General features: G+C 74.0%; 19 protein-coding genes. 13 read left to right on the top strand and 6 right to left on the bottom strand.

Annotation, left to right across the window (positions count from 1 at the left end):
* The first annotated feature begins 6 nt into the window (after window positions 1-6).
* Complete coding sequence (locus CLV63_RS06420; protein WP_106581949.1) at window positions 7-1,011, top strand: glycine betaine ABC transporter substrate-binding protein; 1,005 nt, start codon at window positions 7-9, stop codon at window positions 1,009-1,011.
* A gap of 113 nt (window positions 1,012-1,124) precedes the next feature.
* On the opposite strand, the gene CLV63_RS06415 is transcribed toward CLV63_RS06420, so the two are convergent.
* The 3 genes from CLV63_RS06415 to CLV63_RS06405 form a co-directional block, all read right to left on the bottom strand.
* Window positions 1,125-1,835, bottom strand: a complete 711-nt coding sequence (locus CLV63_RS06415; protein WP_106581948.1) for a hypothetical protein — start codon at window positions 1,833-1,835, stop codon at window positions 1,125-1,127.
* A 166-nt stretch (window positions 1,836-2,001) separates the two neighbouring features.
* Entirely contained in the window at window positions 2,002-2,556 is a 555-nt protein-coding gene (locus tag CLV63_RS06410; RefSeq protein ID WP_106581947.1) for an NUDIX hydrolase, read from the bottom strand.
* 27 nt (window positions 2,557-2,583) lie between these two features.
* On the bottom strand, window positions 2,584-3,411 hold the full coding sequence (locus CLV63_RS06405; protein WP_106581946.1) for a DUF11 domain-containing protein: 828 nt from the start codon (window positions 3,409-3,411) through the stop codon (window positions 2,584-2,586).
* Window positions 3,412-3,824: 413 nt separating this feature from the next.
* On the opposite strand from CLV63_RS06405, the gene CLV63_RS06400 reads away from it, so the two are divergent.
* From CLV63_RS06400 to CLV63_RS06345, 12 genes are all read left to right on the top strand, one after another.
* Window positions 3,825-4,442, top strand: a complete 618-nt coding sequence (locus CLV63_RS06400; protein WP_106581945.1) for a YigZ family protein — start codon at window positions 3,825-3,827, stop codon at window positions 4,440-4,442.
* Window positions 4,443-4,656: 214 nt separating this feature from the next.
* On the top strand, window positions 4,657-4,839 hold the full coding sequence (locus tag CLV63_RS06395) for a DUF397 domain-containing protein (RefSeq protein WP_106581944.1): 183 nt from the start codon (window positions 4,657-4,659) through the stop codon (window positions 4,837-4,839).
* 58 nt (window positions 4,840-4,897) lie between these two features.
* Entirely contained in the window at window positions 4,898-5,926 is a 1,029-nt protein-coding gene (locus CLV63_RS06390) for an ADP-ribosylglycohydrolase family protein (protein WP_245928607.1), read from the top strand.
* Window positions 5,923-6,864 (top strand): PfkB family carbohydrate kinase, encoded by a 942-nt coding sequence (locus CLV63_RS06385; RefSeq protein WP_281260698.1) that lies wholly within the window; start codon window positions 5,923-5,925, stop codon window positions 6,862-6,864. Before CLV63_RS06390 ends, CLV63_RS06385 begins: the two co-directional genes overlap by 4 nt.
* A gap of 87 nt (window positions 6,865-6,951) precedes the next feature.
* Window positions 6,952-8,430 carry a hypothetical protein gene (locus tag CLV63_RS06380; RefSeq protein WP_106581942.1) on the top strand — a complete coding sequence of 493 codons (1,479 nt, stop codon included), beginning with the start codon at window positions 6,952-6,954 and terminating at the stop codon, window positions 8,428-8,430.
* Window positions 8,431-8,522: 92 nt separating this feature from the next.
* Complete coding sequence (locus tag CLV63_RS06375; protein ID WP_106581941.1) at window positions 8,523-10,430, top strand: methylmalonyl-CoA mutase family protein; 1,908 nt, start codon at window positions 8,523-8,525, stop codon at window positions 10,428-10,430.
* The gene (gene scpA, locus CLV63_RS06370) at window positions 10,427-12,682 is read left to right on the top strand and encodes a methylmalonyl-CoA mutase (protein ID WP_394339745.1); all 2,256 of its coding nucleotides are present in this window, start codon (window positions 10,427-10,429) and stop codon (window positions 12,680-12,682) included. The genes CLV63_RS06375 and scpA overlap by 4 nt, the downstream gene beginning before the upstream one ends.
* A 235-nt stretch (window positions 12,683-12,917) precedes the next feature.
* The gene (locus CLV63_RS06365; RefSeq protein ID WP_106581940.1) at window positions 12,918-13,490 is read left to right on the top strand and encodes an HdeD family acid-resistance protein; all 573 of its coding nucleotides are present in this window, start codon (window positions 12,918-12,920) and stop codon (window positions 13,488-13,490) included.
* Window positions 13,491-13,741: 251 nt separating this feature from the next.
* A complete protein-coding gene (gene meaB, locus CLV63_RS06360; protein ID WP_106581939.1) occupies window positions 13,742-14,770 on the top strand; it encodes a methylmalonyl Co-A mutase-associated GTPase MeaB in 1,029 nt (342 codons plus the stop codon).
* Between the two features lie 315 nt (window positions 14,771-15,085).
* Entirely contained in the window at window positions 15,086-15,457 is a 372-nt protein-coding gene (locus CLV63_RS06355; RefSeq protein ID WP_106581938.1) for an STAS domain-containing protein, read from the top strand.
* A 119-nt stretch (window positions 15,458-15,576) separates the two neighbouring features.
* Entirely contained in the window at window positions 15,577-16,227 is a 651-nt protein-coding gene (locus tag CLV63_RS06350) for a class I SAM-dependent methyltransferase (protein ID WP_106581937.1), read from the top strand.
* Window positions 16,220-16,831 (top strand): DUF5956 family protein, encoded by a 612-nt coding sequence (locus CLV63_RS06345; RefSeq protein WP_106581936.1) that lies wholly within the window; start codon window positions 16,220-16,222, stop codon window positions 16,829-16,831. The genes CLV63_RS06350 and CLV63_RS06345 overlap by 8 nt, the downstream gene beginning before the upstream one ends.
* 87 nt (window positions 16,832-16,918) lie before the next feature.
* Here the strand turns inward: CLV63_RS06345 and CLV63_RS06340 are convergent, their stop codons facing one another.
* Genes CLV63_RS06340 through CLV63_RS06330 form a run of 3 tightly spaced genes read right to left on the bottom strand, consistent with a single transcriptional unit; the run spans window position 16,919 to window position 18,736 of the window.
* Window positions 16,919-17,959 carry an alcohol dehydrogenase catalytic domain-containing protein gene (locus CLV63_RS06340; RefSeq protein ID WP_106581935.1) on the bottom strand — a complete coding sequence of 347 codons (1,041 nt, stop codon included), beginning with the start codon at window positions 17,957-17,959 and terminating at the stop codon, window positions 16,919-16,921.
* Window positions 17,956-18,435 (bottom strand): PTS sugar transporter subunit IIA, encoded by a 480-nt coding sequence (locus CLV63_RS06335; RefSeq protein ID WP_245928606.1) that lies wholly within the window; start codon window positions 18,433-18,435, stop codon window positions 17,956-17,958. Before CLV63_RS06335 ends, CLV63_RS06340 begins: the two co-directional genes overlap by 4 nt.
* A complete protein-coding gene (locus CLV63_RS06330) occupies window positions 18,425-18,736 on the bottom strand; it encodes a PTS lactose transporter subunit IIB (RefSeq protein WP_106581933.1) in 312 nt (103 codons plus the stop codon). Before CLV63_RS06330 ends, CLV63_RS06335 begins: the two co-directional genes overlap by 11 nt.
* Window positions 18,737-18,826: the final 90 nt, after the last annotated feature.

Genomic DNA, 18,826 nt, shown 5'->3' with positions numbered 1-18,826 from the left:
ACCGCGATGACCGTCCTGCCCCTCGCTCCGCGCCACCGCGCCGCAGCAGCGGCGGGCGCAACGGTGCTGGCCCTGGCCCTGCTCGCGGGCTGCGGCGCCGACCCCGCCGAGCGCCTGCCCGACGCCGCGGACGTCGACCTTGAGGGCGGTTCGATCGCCGCGGACGTCGACCTGTCGGGCGCCTCGCTGACCGTGTCGTCCAAGGAGTTCACCGAGAACGTCATCCTCGGCAAGATCACCCTGTACGCGCTGCGGGCCGCCGGCGCCGAAGCCGAGGACAAGACCGGCCTCATGGGCTCGACCATCGTCCGAAAGGCGCAGCTCGACGGGGAGATCGACCTCTACTGGGACTACGCCGGCACCGGGTGGACCCAGTACCTGAAGGAGGACGAGGTCATCACCGACGGCACGGAGCAGTTCGAGCTCACAGCGAAGCGCGACCTCGCCGAGAACAGCGTCGAATGGCTCGGCCCGGCGAGGTTCGGCAACCAGTACGCCATCGCCCGCGCCTCCGACGCCCCCGGCCCCGTGGGCGAGGTCGACGACCTCGCCCGGCTCGGCCGGCTCGCCAGGGAGCAGCCCGACCACGCGACCTTCTGCGGCGCGGCCGAGTTCATGGACCGCGAATGGGAGAGGTTCCAGGCGTCCTACGACGCGCCGTTCGACGTCGCGAACGTCTACCAGATGAGCCTGTCGCTGAACTACGTCAACGTCGCCAAGGGCAGCCCGTGCACCTTCGCCGAGGTGACCACCACAGACGCCCGGCTGGAGTCGCTCGACCTGAAGGTGCTCGACGACCCCGAGGGGTACTTCACCACCCAGCTCGCCGCCATGACCGCGCGCGGCGAGACCGTCGAGGAGCACCCCGAGCTGCGCACGCTCGCCAAGGACCTCGGCGACGCGCTCACCGAGGACGCCATCATCGAGCTCAACGGGATGGTCGACCTCGACGGCGCGACCCACGACCAGGCGGCGCTGTACTTCCTGGCGGAGAACGGCTTCATCGGCTGAGCGGCGCCGCCGGGACCGGGGCGGCGCCGCGGGCCACGGTGCGCAGGCTGCGGTGCGCGGTTCGCAGGTCGCGGGCCGCAGACCGCGATCCGTCAGGGCGGTTCGGGGCTCCGTCAGGACGGTTCGGGCTCCGGGCTCCCCGACCCGCCGCCCTCGCCCATGCAGCCGGCCGCGGTGTCCCCTTCCTCCTGCGGGTCGATGGAGAACGAACCGCTGGTCCACGTGCCGTCGTCGCCCTTCTCGAAGATGCCGCTCGCGGCGACGATCCCGGGCTTCAGCATGTCGGGCTCCCAGTCGGTCGGCCCGCCGACCTCGACCTCCTTGCCCGTCTCGGCGTCCTGGACCTTGAACATCCGCTGGTCCACGCAGAAATCGACCTGCACGGTGTCCTGGGTGTAGGCGCCCACCAGGCCGTTGTAGAAGCGCACCTCGCCCTTCGGCACCGCCCCGGCCTCGACGAACGTCTGCACGGACGCGCCCAGCGTCTCGGGCGAGGGCGCGTCGTTGCTGAACCGCTCCTTGAGGAACGCCGGGTCGGCGTCCTTCTCGTAGACGGCGGTGAACAGGTCGCCGTAGAGGGCGAAGAACTCGCCGAGCGCCTCCTCCTGGGTCTTCCCCCCGGGCTTGTCGATCTCGATGATGGGGGTCACCCCCTTGGGGAACTCCTTCTCCCACCCCGCTCCGGCGCCGCCCTGCGCGCCTGCCCCGGCCTCCTTCTGCCCGCCGGAATCGCCCCCGCCGCCGCCCGGCAGCGCCCCGCACGCCGCCAGCACCGCACTCGAACCCACCGCTGCCGCCGCCAGCGCCAGCCCCCGCTTGCTCATATCCTTTTCCAGTCTTCCCGTCGTGGACGGCATGCGCCGCTGCTGTTCCGGACCGCGATGGCATGCATCCCGTACGTCATCGCCGCCCGCAGATCCTGTGACTCGTGGGGCCCATGTACGGTTCCGCACGGCGCCCAAATCGCGCGGGGCGCGGAAAGGACGCAGGTCAGCCGCCGGACCCGCCGGGGCGCGCAACGGGCGGGGCGGGAGCGGGAGCGGCCTCAGGGACGGCCCTTGGGGCGGGATCGGCGTCGGGGGCGGCGAACCAGGCCGCGCCCTCGGCGAAGGCGCACCGGATCCGGCGCAGGACCGTGCCGCTCAACGGGGGCAGGCCGTCGAGCGGGAACCAGCCGACGTCGAGGCTCTCGTCGCCGTCCACCCTGGCCTCCCCGCCGACTGGGCGGCAGCGGAACGCGATGTCCATGAACTGCACCCGGTCGCCGTTGGCATAGGTGAACGGCTCCTCGCTGGAGACGCCGCCGATCCGCTCGCACACCACCAGCACACCGGTCTCCTCCTCGACCTCGCGGACCAGCGCCGCGGCGGGCTGCTCGCCGGGTTCCACGATGCCGCCGGGGGTCGACCATGCGCCGTCGTCGGCGCGCCGGTGCAGCAGCACGCGCCGCTCCGCGTCGACGACGACCGCAGTCACGCCGATAAGCCAGAGGAGGTCCTGCCCGATGTGCGCGCGGAGGCGGCGGATGAAGTCCGGGGTCGGCATGGTCCCGACGCTACCGAGGCCGGCGGGTCACCTGCGCCGCGAACCGAACAGCATCCGGATGGTGGCGCCCGCGACGAGCAGGCCGAAGGCGAGCGCGACCAGTCCGAGGAGGGTCCCACCGGTCAGCGGCAGGGTACGGGTGCCGTCCGGAGCCGTGTGCCCCGCGGCGCCGGGGAACACCGCCGGGGCGGGGGACGAGTGGGACGCCGCGGGCGGGGCGGGCACGGCGGCCGCGCCGTGCGGGGCCGCCGTGCCCGACACGGCCGGGCTCGGCGACGCGACGGGCAGCGACGCGTCCACGATGGTGGCGACCTCCGCGGTGCCGCGCGCGGTACCGCGCCCCTGCTCCCCCGTGTGCGGGTCGTCCTTGGACGCGGCCGTGAACTGGGCGAAGGCGGCACGCACGCTGCCGGACGCCGCGTGGTCGATGTCGCCGTAGACGGTCCAGGACGCGGTGGCCCCGGGGTTCAGCTCCGACCGCGTGCACACGTACCCGCCGCGCTGCACCGTGCAGGCGGGGTCGGATTCGGCGGCGGCGATGGACAGGCCGGGCGAAACGTCCTCCAGGCGGACGGCGGCGTCGACCGCCCGGCGGCCGGTGTTGTGCGCCTGGACGGTGTAGCCGACGCGCGCACCGCGCGCCGCGTGCACGGGGGTTCCGGTCGCCTCGATGCGCAACGCCGAAGTGGTGGCCTCCGCGGAGGCAGGAGACCCGGCCGCCGCGACCGAGAAGCGCGCGGCACCCGCCGTCGACGCGGCTGAGGAGGTCACGGCGCTCGCCGCCGACGCGTTGCAGTAGACGAGCAGCGCGGGCCCGACCAGCAGGACCGCCCAGTTGCGCGCGCGTATGCCCACAGCTCCCGAACCTCCGCGGCGGCACCGGTTGCAGTGGTGTGCGGCACGGGACCGGTGGATTTTCGGTCGACCCACCGCCAGGTTTTCCCCGTCTCCGCTTCCGGGCGCCCGATGTGAATGTAAAGCCGCCTCCGTGTCCGGTTCATGAATTGACGCGCAGAGGGCGCCAGATTTTACGCACCCTTGGGGCTCCGGCTGCTCGTGCAGCCGGAAGGGCTCGACGCGGCGTGACCGGTGGACCGGACCGAGACGGGACCGGGGTCGACGAAATGGGGTGGAACTGAGTCGGTAGGCCGGGGTGAGACCGGGGTCGGTGGGTCAGGGTGGGACCGGGGACCGGGGGCCGGGTGAGGCGGACCAGGGAGAGCGGGGCGGACCGGTACCGGCGGGGCGGCATACGATCGGTGGCGGTTATGAGGACGATCAGCCGCGACGGCGAACACGAGACCGAGATCCGCAAGTCGCGCTTCCTGTGCGCCGTGGCACGCGTGGACAGCGAAGCGGCCGCCCGCGCCTTCATCGCCGAGCGGCGGCGGCTGCACTGGGACGCCAACCACAACTGCACGGCCTACGTCCTCGGCGACAACGGCGACGTCCAGCGGTCCAGCGATGACGGCGAGCCGGGCGGCACGGCCGGGGTCCCGATGCTGGAGGTGCTGCGGCACCGCGGGATCACCAACACCGCCGCCGTCGTCACCCGCTACTTCGGCGGGGTGAAGCTGGGAGCGGGCGGCCTGATCCGCGCGTACGGCGGAGCGGTCGCCGCCGCGATCGACGCGGTCGGCGTGCTGGAGCGGCGCACCATGCTGCTCGTCACCGTCCACGCCGGTCACGAGCAGGCAGGCAGGATCGAGAACGCGCTGCGGGGGTCGCGGTTCGCCGTCCGCTCGGTCACCTACGGCGACCGGGTCCACATCGAGGTCGGGGTCGCGGAACCCGACCTCGCCGACCTGACCCGCTCGATCGCGGAACTCAGCGGCGGCGAGGCCGACCACGAGGTGACCGGCACCATGATCACCGAAGTTCGCTGAACTTGAGGATCGGAATCGGTCTACCGCAGGTGGAGTCCTGGTTTTTCAAGGGGCGGCCCCTCCGCGGTGCGGCCTTGTCACCGAGCCGCGTTCCGGTGACCTGGGGAAAGTAGCACCAACGGCGGGCGGAGGGCCCGCCCCCACCTGCCGTTGGTACTGGCCCTACCCGAGGCTGGAACACTGGACGTGCTGCACACGCTCAGGAGGGAATCCAATGGAACTTGACTGGCACAAGTCGAGCCATAGCGGTGCCAACGGCGGTGACTGCGTCGAGATCGCCGAGACTCCGGACATCGTCCACATGCGTGACACGCGGCACCGCGAACTCGGTCACCTGGCGTTCCACACCGATGCGTTCACCGCATTCATCGCGGACGTACGGGCCGAGCACCGGTAGTGCGCCTCTCCCAGGCCACCGGCGCCCTCCGGTCGCGTTGCGAAATCGGACCGCGCCGGTGACCTCTGCCGACACTCGGGACCGTGCGCTGGGCGCCCTCTACGGGCTCGCTGTCGGCGACGCCCTCGGCATGCCCACCCAGTCCTTCGGCCGCGCCGACATCGCGCGCCGCTTCGGCCCCATCGAGGGCTTCGAGGACGGCCCCGCCGACCAGCCCATCGCCCCAGGGCTCCCGGCCGGCACGATCACCGACGACACCGAGCAGGCCGTGCTCGTCGCCGAACTGCTCATCGAAGGGTGCGGCCGGATCGACGCGCACCGGTTCGCCGAACGGCTGACCGCGTGGGAGCGGGGCATGGCCGCCAAGGGCTCGGCCGACCTCCTCGGCCCTTCCACCAAGCGCGCCATCGACGCCATCGCGGCGGGCACGCCGCCGGAGGAGGCCGGCCGCTCCGGCACCACCAACGGCGCGGCCATGCGCGTCGCCCCCGTCGGGGTCGCCACACCGTGCGAACCGATCGACGGCCTCATCGCACGCGTCCGCGACGCCGGGCTCGTCACCCACAACACGACGCTGGGCACCGCGTCGGCCGCCGCTGTCGCCGCGGCCGTGAGCACCGGTGTCGCGGGCGGCGGGCCCGCCGCGGCGCTTGACGCGGCCGAACGCGCCGCAGAGGCGGGTGCCCGTTACGGGCACCCGGTCGCCGACGACGACATCGCCGCCCGGATCCGCCACGCGCGCGCGGACGTCGCAGGCCGCAGCGAGGCCGACGCGCTGGACCACGTCCATGCCGCCATCGGCACCGGAGTCGCCTCCCAGGAATCCGTGGTCGCCGCCTTCGCCCTTGCCGAACTCCGCGCCGACGACCCGTGGGCCGCCGTCCGGCTCGCCGCGGGAATCGGCGGCGACACCGACACCATCGCCGCCATCGTCGGCGCCGTCCTCGGCGCCTGCCACGGCACCGCCGCGTTCCCCGCCGACGCCGTCGCCACGGTCCGCCGCGTCAACGACCTCGACCTCCGGCCGCTCGCCGACGCCCTGCTCGCCCTCCGCGACGCCCTACCGGACGCAGGAGGCGCACCGTGAGCCGCCTGGTGCACTGCGGTGCGGTCATCACCGACCTCGTCATGACCGTCGACGCCGTGCCTCCCGTCGGCGGCGACGTGTTCGCCCGCTCGGCGACGGCGACACCGGGCGCCGGGTTCAACGTCATGGCGGCCGCCGCCCGCAGCGGCATGCGGGTCCTCTACGCCGGAGCCCACGGCACGGGCCGCAACGGGGACATGGCCCGCGCCGCGATGGCGGCCGAGGGGATCGGTGTGGCACACCCCCGGCGCACCGACATGGACACCGGGTTCTGCGTGGCGCTGGTCGACGCCGACGCCGAGCGGACCTTCGTCACCAGCCTCGGCGCGGAGGGGCACCTGGCGGCCGGCGACCTCGCGCGGGTCGCGACCGCGCCCGGCGACTTCGTCTACCTGGTCGGTTACTCCCTGGTGGCCGGCCCGTACCGCACCGACCTCGTCGAATGGGCCGAGGCGCTGCCCGAAGGCGTCCGGCTGGTGTTCGATCCGGCCCCGGTCGTGGCGGACATCCCGGCCGACCTGTGGGGGCGGGTGCTCGGCCGGGTGGACCTCCTCACCCTGAACGCGCGCGAGGCCCGCCTCATCACGGGGCTCGCCGACACCGGCGACGCCCTCGCCGCCCTGGTCGGCGACGCGCCGCGCGGCGCCATCGTGGTGCTGCGCGACGCCGCGGCGGGCTGCCTTGTCGCCGCACCGGGGCGGGAGCCGGTCCGCGTGCCGGGCCGCGCCGTCGCACCGGTGGACACCAACGGGGCCGGCGACGCCCACGTAGGCGCGTTCCTCGCGGCCCTCGCCCGCGGCGCCGACCCGGTGGCGGCGGCGCGGCGCGCGAACGCCGCGGCGGCGATCTCCGTCACCCGCACCGGCCCGGCGACGGCGCCGGACACGGGCGAGATCGACCGGTTCCTCACCGAGCGCGCCGGTCCCGTGCCGTTCTAAACCCGACTGCTCTGAAGTGCGTATCCAGGTACCTGCCGTGCGTTCTAGGATGCGCGTACACATAGTCGGCTGAGGGAGAGACGGGCCATGCGCACCTGGCGTCGGGCCCCACTGGTGCTCGCCAGCGCGCTCGCGCTGCTGCTCGGCGCCGCGGCGTGCACCGGCGACCCCGCCCCCGACCCGCCCGACGAGTCCCCGCGCCCGCTGCCGACCCGGTACGAGGGCACCGCACCCCCCGGCATCGGCCCCCGCCCCGTGCGCTTCCTGCACGGCCCGGGCGGTGAGGGGCCCGACCTGCTCGACGACCCCATGGGCGTGCGCGTGCAGTCGGTGGGCGACGCCTTCCTGATCAGCTCCAACAGCGAGGACCGGCACGTACTCCAGCGCGCGGCCGACGGCGGCACGCTGTGGGAGGGCGACCGGCAGGTCGAGCGGTTCAGCACCGCTCCCGACGGCGGCGACGCCCTGGTCCTCAGCGAGCACACCGCGAAGAAGGACGCCGAGAAGCAGCGCACCACCACGACCGTCATCGACACCGGCGGCGAGACCGTGTGGCGCGGTTCCGACCCCCGCGACACCTACCTCGACGGCGTCGTCGTCCGCCGGCCTAAGGGATGGAGCGCCGAAAAGCCCTACGGGGCGTTCACGGTGTCCGCGGCCGACGGCGCGGAACTGGCGGACTTCGAGTTCACCGAGCCGCCCGACGAGGAGGCCGAGGAGGGCGCCGAGGAGGAGCCCCCCGGCGACGTGCCTGCGGAGGACCGGTTCGGCGTGCCGGTCGGCGCGCACGGCGACGTGCTGTTCCTCGCCGATGGCGCGGGCCGCCTCCAGGCCAGGGACCTCGCCGACGACGGCGCACTGCTCTGGGAGGGTTCCGCCGCCGATCCCGACATCGCCGCGGCCCCGCAGGCCGCACCGAGACTCGTCGGCTTCTACGACCTTCCCGGCGACGGCCCGGGCACCGGCACCCCGTCGGCGTCCGGCACCCCCGCCGAGGACGGCGGCGGCGACCCCGCCGCACGGGCCGTGCTGGTCCGCTGGGCCGGGGCCGAGGACCCGTCCGTGCTGTCACTGCACGACCTGCGCAGCGGCGACCTCCTCTGGTCGCTCGCGGAACCCGGCGCCAACCCCTCGGGCGCGGAGATCTCCCCCGGGCCGGTGCCCGGCACCATCGAGGACCCCGCTACCGGCACCGTGCTGCTGCCGCAGGGCAGCGGCGAGACCCCGATGATCGCGCTCGACGTCGCGGCGGGCGAGATCCGCTGGCAGTTCGACGACGACGCCGAACGCGCCCTCTCCCCGGCGTTCTCCCTCGACGGCAATCTGTACGGCGACACCCGCGGCGCAGAGGACGGCGACTCCCAGACGGTCCTCGACACGGTCACCAAGGACGTCGTGTCCGACGACCTCCCCGGCTACGTCGAGGCCGCCACCGACGACGGCTACGCGCTCGTCATCCAGGACCGGCAGCGCTTCGTGTTCCCGCCGCCCGGCGCCCCCGGCGAAACCCCCGCCACGCCCGGCGGAACCCCCGGCGGCACGCCCGGCACGACGACGGGCCGGTAGCCGCGGCGTCCGCTGCGCGGCGGCAGGACCCGGCCTGCTTCTCCGCACCCTGGTGTCGACGGAACCGAACGCCGTTCTCTACGATCGCGGTTATGAGGCTGCCGGAGGACGACGAGGCCACTGCGGGCGACGTGCCGGACCTCGGATCGGGGTTCGCCGGTGCCGACATCGGCGCGTGGCGCGCGCTGGTCGCCGGCGTGCTGCGCAAGAGCGGCGTCGACCCCGACGCGGCGGAGCACCCGGAGGAGCTGCTCGCGCACACCACCTACGACGGCATTCGCATCGACCCGCTCTACACCCGCGACAGCGAGGCGGGCGAGTCGGGGATGCCGGGGCTGAGTCCGTTCACCAGGGGCGGCCGCGCGCAGGGCGCCGGGCCCTACGGCTGGGACGTCCGGGCCGAGCACCGCGACCCCGATCCCGCCGCGACCCGCACCGCGGTCCTCGCCGACCTGGAGAACGGCGCCACGTCGCTGTGGCTGCACGCCGGGGCGGCGGGCCTGCCGGAGTCCGCCCTCGCCGCGGCGCTGACGGACGTCCACCTCGGGCTGGCGCCGGTCGTGCTCGACGCCGGGGCCGACTACGCCGGCGCCGCCGGCGCACTGCTCACCGCGCATGACGACGCCGGTGTGCCGCCCGGCGAGGTCCGCGCCCACCTCGGGATCGACCCTCTCTCCGCGGCGCTGCGCACGGGGGACGCCCCCGACGTCGCCCTCGCGGCGCGCGTCGCAGCGGGCCACGCCGACCGCTACCCGAACGCCACGCTGATGACCGCGGACGCCACCCCCGTCCACGACGCCGGCGGGTCGGAGGCGCAGGAGCTGGGCGCGTCGATGGCGGCCGGTGTCTGCTACCTGCGCGCGCTGACAGCGGCCGGGCTGGGCCTCGGCGACGCGGCGGCCCGCGTGGAGTTCCGCTACGCGGCGAGCGCCGACCAGTTCCTCACGATCGCCAAGCTGCGGGCGGCCCGCGCCATGTGGGCGCGGGTCGCGTCGGCGTGCGGCCTGACCGGGTCGGCGGCCGCCATGCGGCAGCACGCCGTGACCTCGGCGGCGATGATGAGCCGCCGCTCGCCCTACGTCAACATGCTGCGCACGACGCTCGCGTGCTTCGGCGCGGGGGTCGGCGGCGCCGACGCGGTGACCGTGCGGCCCTTCGACCACGCGCTCGGCCTGCCCGACGCGTTCTCCCGGCGCATCGCGCGCAACACCCAGTCGCTGCTGGTGGAGGAGGCGCACCTGGCGCGCGTCATCGACCCGGTGGGCGGGTCGTTCTACGGCGAACGCCTGACCGCCGACCTGTACGCGCAGGGCTGGGCGTTCTTCCAGGCGCTGGAGGCCGCCGGCGGGCTCGCGGCCGCCGAGGGCCGGGCGCTGCTCGGCGCCCGCGTCGAGGACGTGTGGCGGGACCGCCGCGCCCGCCTCGCCGACCGCACCGACCCGCTGACGGGTGTCAGCGAGTTCCCCGACGCCGCCGAGGCGCCGCTGCGGCGCCGCCCGGCGCCGAAGCCGCCCGAGGGGCCCGGCGGGCTGCCGCGCCGCCGCTACGCCGAGGAGTTCGAGGCGCTGCGCGACCGCTGCGACGCCCACGGCGCGTCGACCGGGGCACGGCCCCGCGTCTTCCTGGCGACGCTCGGCCCGGTCGCGGCGCACAACGCGCGCGCGATGTTCACGGCGAACCTGCTCCAGTCCGGCGGGATCGAGCCCGTTCCCGCGGGGGCGACCGAGGACGCCGGCCAGGTGGCCGCGGCGTTCGCCGAGAGCGGCACCGGCGTCGCCGTCCTCTGCGGCAGCGACCGGCTGTACACCGAACGCGCCGCCGAGACGGTCGCGGCGCTGCGGGCGGCGGGCGCGCGGCGGGTCCTGCTCGCGGGCGACCCGGATACCGTGCCCGATGCGGGGAACGACCGTCCACAGGCTGTGGACGGCGCCGTCGCCGCCGGCGGCGACGCGATCGGCCTGCTGACGGAACTCTGCGACTCCCTGGGGGTGGCCACGTGACCGCCGAGACCACCGGGTCCGCGCGCGCGCCGCGCACCGCCGACCCCGCCATTCCCGACTTCGCCGGTGTCGCGCCCGGATCGCCGTTCGCGGCGGCCGACCGCGCCGCGTGGCACGCCGCCGTCGAGGACGCCACCGGCAAGGGGCCCGACGCCCGCGGCTGGGAGACCCCCGAGGGCATCGAGGTCGCCCCGCTGTACACCGCCGCCGACCGCGCGGGCCTCGGCTTCGTCGACGGCTACCCCGGCCTCGCGCCCTACCTGCGCGGCCCGTACCCCACCATGTACGTCAACCAGCCGTGGACCATCCGCCAGTACGCCGGGTTCTCCACGGCCGCCGACTCCAACGCGTTCTACCGCCGCAACCTCGCCGCCGGGCAGAAGGGCCTGTCGGTGGCGTTCGACCTCGCCACCCACCGCGGCTACGACTCCGACCACCCCCGCGTGGCCGGCGACGTCGGCATGGCGGGGGTCGCCATCGACTCCATCTACGACATGCGCCAGCTCTTCGACGGCATCCCGCTCGACCGCATGAGCGTGTCGATGACCATGAACGGCGCGGTGCTGCCCGTCCTCGCGCTGTACATCGTGGCAGCGGAGGAGCAGGGGGTGCCGCCGGAGAAGCTCGCGGGGACCATCCAGAACGACATCCTCAAGGAGTTCATGGTCCGCAACACCTACATCTACCCGCCGCGGCCCTCGATGCGGATCATCTCCGACATCTTCGCCTACACCTCCCAGCGCATGCCGCGGTTCAACTCCATCTCCATCTCCGGCTACCACATGCAGGAGGCCGGGGCGACGGCCGACCTCGAACTCGCCTACACCCTCGCCGATGGCGTCGAGTACATCCGCGCGGGGCGCGGGGCGGGCCTCGATGTCGACACGTTCGCGCCGCGCCTGTCGTTCTTCTGGGCGATCGGGATGAACTTCTTCATGGAGGTCGCCAAGCTGCGCGCCGCCCGGCTGCTGTGGGCCCGGCTCGTCAAGGAGTTCGCGCCTGCCAATGCCAAGTCGCTGAGCCTGCGCACCCACAGCCAGACGTCCGGCTGGTCGCTCACCGCCCAGGACGTCTACAACAACGTCGTGCGCACCTGCGTCGAGGCCATGGCCGCCACCCAGGGGCACACCCAGTCGCTGCACACCAACGCCCTGGACGAGGCGCTCGCGCTGCCCACCGACTTCTCCGCGCGCATCGCCCGCGACACCCAACTCGTGCTGCAACAGGAGTCCGGCACCACCCGCGTCATCGACCCGTGGGGCGGCAGCCACTTCGTCGAACGCCTCACCCAGCAGCTCGCCGGGCGCGCGTGGGCGCACATCCGCGAGGTCGAGGACGCCGGCGGCATGGCCCGCGCCATCGAGGCCGGCATCCCCAAGATGCGCATCGAGGAGGCGGCGGCACGCACCCAGGCCCGCATCGACTCCGGCCGCCAGCCGGTCATCGGCGTCAACAAGTACCGCCCCGACGCCGCCGACGACATCGACGTCCTCAAGGTCGACAACACCCGGGTGCGCACCGAGCAGCTCGACAAGCTGCGGCGGCTGCGCGAAGAGCGCGACGACACCGCCGTGCGGGACGCGCTCGACCGGCTCGGCGCCGCCGCCGCGGCCGAGTCCGACGGCGCGACACTGGAGCACAACCTGCTCGCAGCGGCGGTCGACGCCGCACGCGCCAAGGCCACCGTCGGCGAGATCTCCGACGCCATGGAGCGGGTGTTCGGGCGCCACTCCGGGCAGATCCGTACCATCCAAGGCGTGTACCGCGACGAAGCAGGGGCCTCCGCCGACACCGCCGCGGCCCTGACCGGCATCGCCGAGCGGGTCGACCGGTTCGAGGACGACGAGGGCCGCCGCCCCCGGATCCTCATCGCCAAGATGGGCCAGGACGGCCACGACCGCGGGCAGAAGGTCATCGCCACCGCGTTCGCCGACCTCGGCTTCGACGTCGACGTCGGCCCGCTGTTCCAGACCCCCGAGGAGGTCGCGGCGCAGGCTGCGGAGTCCGATGTGCACATCGTGGGTGTGTCGTCGCTGGCCGCGGGGCACCTCACCCTCGTGCCCGCGCTGCGCGACGCCCTCGCCGAGCTCGGCCGCCCCGACATCATGGTGGTGGTGGGCGGGGTCATCCCGCCGGGCGACTTCGCGGCGCTGCGCGAGGCCGGCGCGGCCGCCATCTTCCCGCCGGGCACCGTCATCGCCGAGGCGGCGGTCGGCCTGCTCGACACCCTCGCCGAACGGCTCGCGCACTGAGGTGACCGGCGGGCGCCCGCTGAGCGGCGCCGATCCCCGCCCGGCGGGCCGCGGCCGGGCGCCCGGTGCGTCCCGTGCTCTCCGGGCGCCCGGTGCGCCCCGGCGGCGGTCCGTCCCTTCGGCGCGCGGAGCCTTTACCTGCCGCTGCCGTTTCCATACCCGGCGCCGACGACATCCGCCCGGCAGCAGGGTAGGCCACCGCGCAGGTTCCTATTCCGAAGCCGAAGGTGGCCCTATGCTCGCCGTCCTCGCCCGCCACTGGTGGGCGCTCGTCATCAGGGGCGCCGCCGCCGTACTGTTCGGCGTGCTCGCCCTGGTCTGGCCGGACCTGACCCTCATCGCCCTGGTCATCCTCGTGGGCGCGTTCGCCCTGGTCGACGGGGTGTTCCTGCTGGTGCACACGTTCAGCGGCGAACGGTCCGGGTCGCGGTGGCTGCCCGCCGTGCAGGCCGTCGTCAGCATCGTCTTCGGCCTGCTCGTGCTGTTCTGGCCGGAGCTGTCGGCGCTCACCCTCGCGCTGCTCATCGGCGCGTGGGCGCTGGTCGGCGGCGTCGTCCAGATCGCGTCCGGCATCCGGCTGCGCAAGGAGATCACCAACGAGTGGCTGCTCGTCCTCAGCGGCGCGCTGTCGGTCCTGTTCGGCCTGGTGATGCTCGTCGCGCCGGGCGCGGGGGCGCTCGCGCTGGTCTGGGTCATCGGCATCTACGCGATCATCCTCGGCATCGCACTGATCATCCTGGGTGTGCGCCTGCGCGGCCGGGTCGGCACACAGGACGCCGCGGCCACCACGGACACCACGCCCGTCTGAGCCCGCGTCCCGCTCATGGGAGCCGGAGGGCCGCGCACCGATCGGTGCGCGGCCCTCCGGCGTTCCGCGTGCGCCCGGTCGGCGGCCCGGTCGGGCGATGCGGTCGGCGACCCGGTCGGGCGATGCGGTCGGCGACCCGGTCGGACGGTGCGGTCGGGCGGTGCGGATGGTGCCGCGCGGACGATCGGGTTGGATGATGGGGGCGGACGGGGAGACGCCGCCTCCGCAGCCGCACCGACCGGAAAGCAGCGATGACACGCAGCATCGACATCGACGCCTACGCCGAAGGGGTCCTCGCCGGCCACCGGCCGACGTTGGCGCGCGCGATCACCCTGGTGGAGTCGCGCCGACCGGACCACGCCGAACTCGCCCAGCGGCTGCTCGTCGCACTGCTCCCGCACAGCGGCACGGCGCACCGGGTCGGCATCACGGGCGTGCCCGGTGTGGGCAAGTCCACGTTCATCGACGCCCTCGGCGGCCGGCTGACCGCGGCGGGGCACCGGGTGGCCGTCCTCGCGGTCGACCCGTCGTCGACCCGCACGGGGGGCAGCATCCTCGGCGACAAGACCCGCATGGCGCACCTGGCGGTCGACCCGAACGCGTTCATCCGCCCCTCGCCGACCGCCGGCACCCTGGGCGGGGTCGCCCGCGCCACCAGGGAGACCATCATCCTGATGGAGGCGGCGGGGTTCGACGTCGTGCTCGTGGAGACCGTGGGGGTGGGGCAGTCCGAGGTCGCCGTCGCCAACATGGTCGACTGCTTCTGCTTCCTGACCCTGGCCCGCACGGGCGACCAACTCCAGGGGATCAAGAAGGGCGTGCTCGAACTCGTGGACGTGGTGGCGGTCAACAAGTCCGACGGCCCCCACGAGGCCGACGCCCGAGGCGCGGCCCGCGAGCTGTCCCGCGCGCTCCGCCTCCTGCAACCCCTCAGCCCGTCGTGGACGCCCCCGGTGCTCACGTGCAGCGGCCTGACCGGCAGCGGGCTGGACGACGTGTGGGCGGCGGTCCTCGACCACCGCGCCGCCCTGTCGGCCGACGGCGAGCTCGCCGAGAAGCGCAGCGGCCAGCAGGTCGACTGGATGTGGGCCCGCGTCCGCGACACCCTCATGGCGCGCCTCACCGCCCACCCCGGGGTCCGGGCGGGCACCGCTGCGGTCGAGGAGGCGGTGCGCTCCGGCGAACTCACGGCTACCCTGGGCGCCGAACGACTGCTCGCCGAATTCTCCGCCGCCGATGGCGATCGGCCGCCGCGGAGCCGACCCGACCGCGCACCCTAGGAGGGTGTGCAGCAGACCACACGCCCAAGTCGGCCTGAAATGACCGGCACGGGAGAAAATAACTGGCGCATTGGCATTCCCGTGCGTCTGATCGGCTAATACCGTGTGTGTTCAGAGCCTTACGGGACACAGCAGCAACCGCCGCAGGGCGCCCGGCACAGGGCGCTCAGGCCCGTCCCAGCTTGTGCTGGCACAGTACTGGTGGCTGCCGCGCGGCACGCCGGAGGCGGCCGGGCACCCGAGCCGGGTGTGCCGACGGTTCGGGCTGATAGAAGGGGACCCCTCAACATCCAGGTGGGGCTGGGAGGAGTTAACGTGCACAGGCTTGGGCTGAACACCCGGGTCGAGAACCACAGCGTGATCGTGCAGGTCGAGGGCGAACTCGACATCGCGACCGCTGAGGACCTCCAGATCAATGTCCAGGACGCGGTCGAGAAGCACGGGCCGTGGCTGATCCTCGACCTGTCGGGGCTGGCCTTCATGGACTCCAGCGGATTGAACGCCATCATCACCGCCTATCGGGACGTGACCGAGCGCGGCGGCAGCCTTTCGCTGGCCGCGCCGAACGAGCGCGTCACGAAGGTCGTCCGGCTCGTCGGGCTGCACCGCCAGGTCCCCGTGCACGGCACGGTGGCCGCCGCGGTGATCGCCATGGAGGCGCTGGAGGCGAAGAAAGAGGCGGGCTGACCCCCCGCGGGACCGACCGAATCGACACCGGGATGGCAGTGCGCCGCACATCTGGCGCACTGCCATCCCGGTGTCGCATCCGCCCCCACCCGTCCGGCCCCCTGACGAGAGAGCCGCCCATGCCCCTCGACCTGTCCTGGAACCACAACACGCACTACCACCCCTGGCTGCTGCGGCAGGTGCCCGCCGGCGCCGAGCGCGCACTGGACGTCGGCTGCGGTTCGGGGCGGTTCGCGCGTGTCCTCGCCGGGCAGGTGGCCCAGGTCGACGCGTTCGACCCAGCCCCGGCGATGATCGAGGACGCCACCGAGCGGACCCCCACCCGACTGGGGATCGACTACACCGTCGCGCGGCTGGCGGAGATGGACCTCGAACCGGGGCGCTACCACTTCATCTCGGCGGTCTCCAGCCTGCACCACATGCCCTGCACGGAGTCCCTCGACGCCCTCGTCAAGGCGCTCGCCCCGGGCGGCGTCCTCGCCGTCGTCGGGCTCTACCGCCCCGAGGGCCCGGTCGACGCCGCGACCACCGCAGCGGCCCTCCTCCCGCAGTGGACGATCGGCGCGGGGCTGGCCGCGGCGCGGGCGGTCACGGGGGTGCGCGACCCGTCGCACGCGACGAAGTCGGGCATGCCCGTGCGCGACCCCGACATGAGCCTGCGCGAGATCGGCGTGGCCGCCGCACTGGCCCTCCCCGGCGCCGTACTGCGCCGCCGCCTCTTCTGGCGCTACACGCTGTCCTGGCGCTCTCCGGGCGGCACCGATGCCTGACCGCCGCACCCCGTGGCACCCGCCGCAGGCGGTCCCCCGCGTCGGACACCGCACATGCGACCACGACCCCGATCCGTCCTGGTCCGACTGCGCCGTCCTCGACGGCCCGCCGGAGCGCTGGTGCCCCAAGGACGCCGACGATCGGGCCGACGACGGCTCGTGCGCGCGCGAGGAGGCCCGCTACCTGGAGTACAGCGAGTCGGGCTGGTCGATGATGATCCTCTGGGCCGCCGGCACCGAGCACATCGTCCGCTGCCTGGAGACCCGGCCGCCCCCGCCCGTTCGCGTCACCCACGTGCGCGAGGACGGCACGGAGCAGCGCTGGGAACTGGAGCGGACCCGGCACGACCAGGCCGACATCGACCTCTTCGTCGACACCGTCCTCGGCGAGGCCGGCGTCCCCGCGCAGCCGAGCGGGTACCGCTGGTTCCTGCGCCTGCCCGACTCCTGCCGGGGAGCGGACGACTTCGCCGCGCGCCTGCGCGCGGCGCTCGGGCCCGGCAGGCTCCAGACGGGCCCGCCGAGCGAGGACCTCGCCGCGTTCCGCCGGGCGTTCGCCGTCCTCTACGGCGGCGCGCCGCCGGATCCGGGCGGCGCGGGCTGAACGGCAGCGGCCCCGGTGCCGGAGGGGGTCCCTCCGGCACCGGGGCCGCGGCGCTCGAACCGATCGGGGCGCGATACGGCGGCCGGTTCAGGGTTCGATCGTGACCTTGATGGCGCTGCCCGCGATGACCGTGTCGATCGCCGTCAGGACCTCGTCCAGCGGCAGCCGCTCGGTGATCAGGTCGGTCACCGGCACCTCGCCCGAGGCGATGAGGTCGAGCGCGCGCCGGTTGTGCGCGGGGCTCGACCCGTTCGCGCCCACGATGGTCAGCTCCCGGTAGTGCACCAGGTTGGAGTCGCAGGCGATGACGGGGTTGTCCTTGGGCAGCCCGCCGAAGAAGCTGATGCGGCCGCGGCGCGCCGCCATTTGCAGCGCCTGCTCCTGCGCCGCACCTGCCGCGGCGGCGGTGATGACGACATCGGCGCCGCGCCCCTCGGTGAGCTTCTCGATCTCCGCCACCGGGTCGGTCTCCGCCGCGCACACAGCGGCGTCGGGACGGACGCGGTCGGCCGCCATGTCGAGCCGGCCCCGGTTCAGCTCCACCAGGAACACCCGCGCGGCCCCCTTGGCGCGGGCCATGCGGACGTGCAGGCAGCCGATCGGACCGGCGCCGACCACGACCACGTCGTCGCCCGGCCCGACCCCCGCCAGCTCCTGCCCGTTCAGGACGCAGGCCAGCGGTTCGGCCACCGACGCCTCGGCGTGGCCGACCCCCGCGGGGATCCGGTTCACGCCGTCGACGGCCAGCACCTTGGCCGGCACGATCATGTACTCGGCGAAGCCGCCGTCGTAGTGGTAGCCCATCGACTCCTGGTTCGGGCAAATGGTCTGCCACCCGCGCACGCAGTCCGGGCAGGTCCCGCACGGGATCGCGGCGATCACCTGCGCGCCGTCGCCCGCGGCCCAGCCCTCGACGCCGTCGCCGACACCCACGACCTCGCCCGCGATCTCGTGGCCGATGACACGGGGCGGCGCGATGTGGTGGTGCCCGAACCTGCTGATCTTGGCGTCGGTGCCGCACGTGGAGCAGGCGCGCACCCGCAGCTTCAGCTCGCCGGGGCCCGCTTCGGGCTCGGGAGCGTCCTCGATACGGATGTCGCCGGGTGCGTAGAACCGCGCGACCTTCATCGGCTTGCCTCATTCCTGGGTTCCGCCGGATCGTTCTCCGGCGCTGGCGTGAGCAGTTGGATCACGGCGTCGACGCTGGTCGTCGTGCGCAGCAGGGCTGCCTGCTCCGGGACGGAGAGCGTCGTGGCGAGCGCCGACAGGACACCGATGTGCTCCTCGCCGCTCGCGGCGATGCCGATGGCGACCCGCACGTCGGAGCCGTCCCAGTCGACCCCGTCGGGGAACTGGACGACGGCGAGCGCGGTGCGCCGGACCAGCGACCGCGCCTCGTTCGTGCCGTGCGGGATGGCGACGCCTTCGCCGATGTAGGTGGCGATGGTGTGCTCACGCTCGTGCATGGCGGGGAGGTAGCCCTCCTCGACGGCGCCGAGCTCCAGCAGGAGCCGCCCGCACTGGTCGATGGCGTCGGCCTTGTCGGCCGCCGCGGCGCCGAGGCGGACGGCCTCGGCGCTCAGCCGCAGCCTCTCAGCCGTCAATGTCGGCACCGTCCCTGATCGCGGCTTCGAGCTTGGTGAACGCGGGGTCGCCGAGGAACATCTGGAAGGTCACGACGGGGGTGTCGGGCGCGCTCTTGCGCGCCCGCCCGGCGAGTCCGGCCTGGGTGACCACGACGTCGGCGTCAATGGGGATGGCGTTGACCGCCGTGTGCTCCACGGTGACCCCGTAGGGCTTGAGGGACTGCGCGAGCTGGGTCTTCAGCAGCGCGCTGCTGCCCATGCCCGCGTCGCAGGCGATGACGACCTTCCGCACGTCCGAACCGTTGATCGTGTTACTCATGGCTGGGCCTCCCGGAGTGGTGGGCCCCGCCCGGCGGTCGGGCGGAGCGTAGGTGGGTACGAGGGGTGGGATGGGATCGCGGCGGGTCCG

The organism is Murinocardiopsis flavida, assembly GCF_003014485.1.
Taxonomy (GTDB): Bacteria; Actinomycetota; Actinomycetes; order Streptosporangiales; family Streptosporangiaceae; genus Murinocardiopsis; species Murinocardiopsis flavida.
This window is presented reverse-complemented; position numbering and strand designations above follow the sequence as displayed.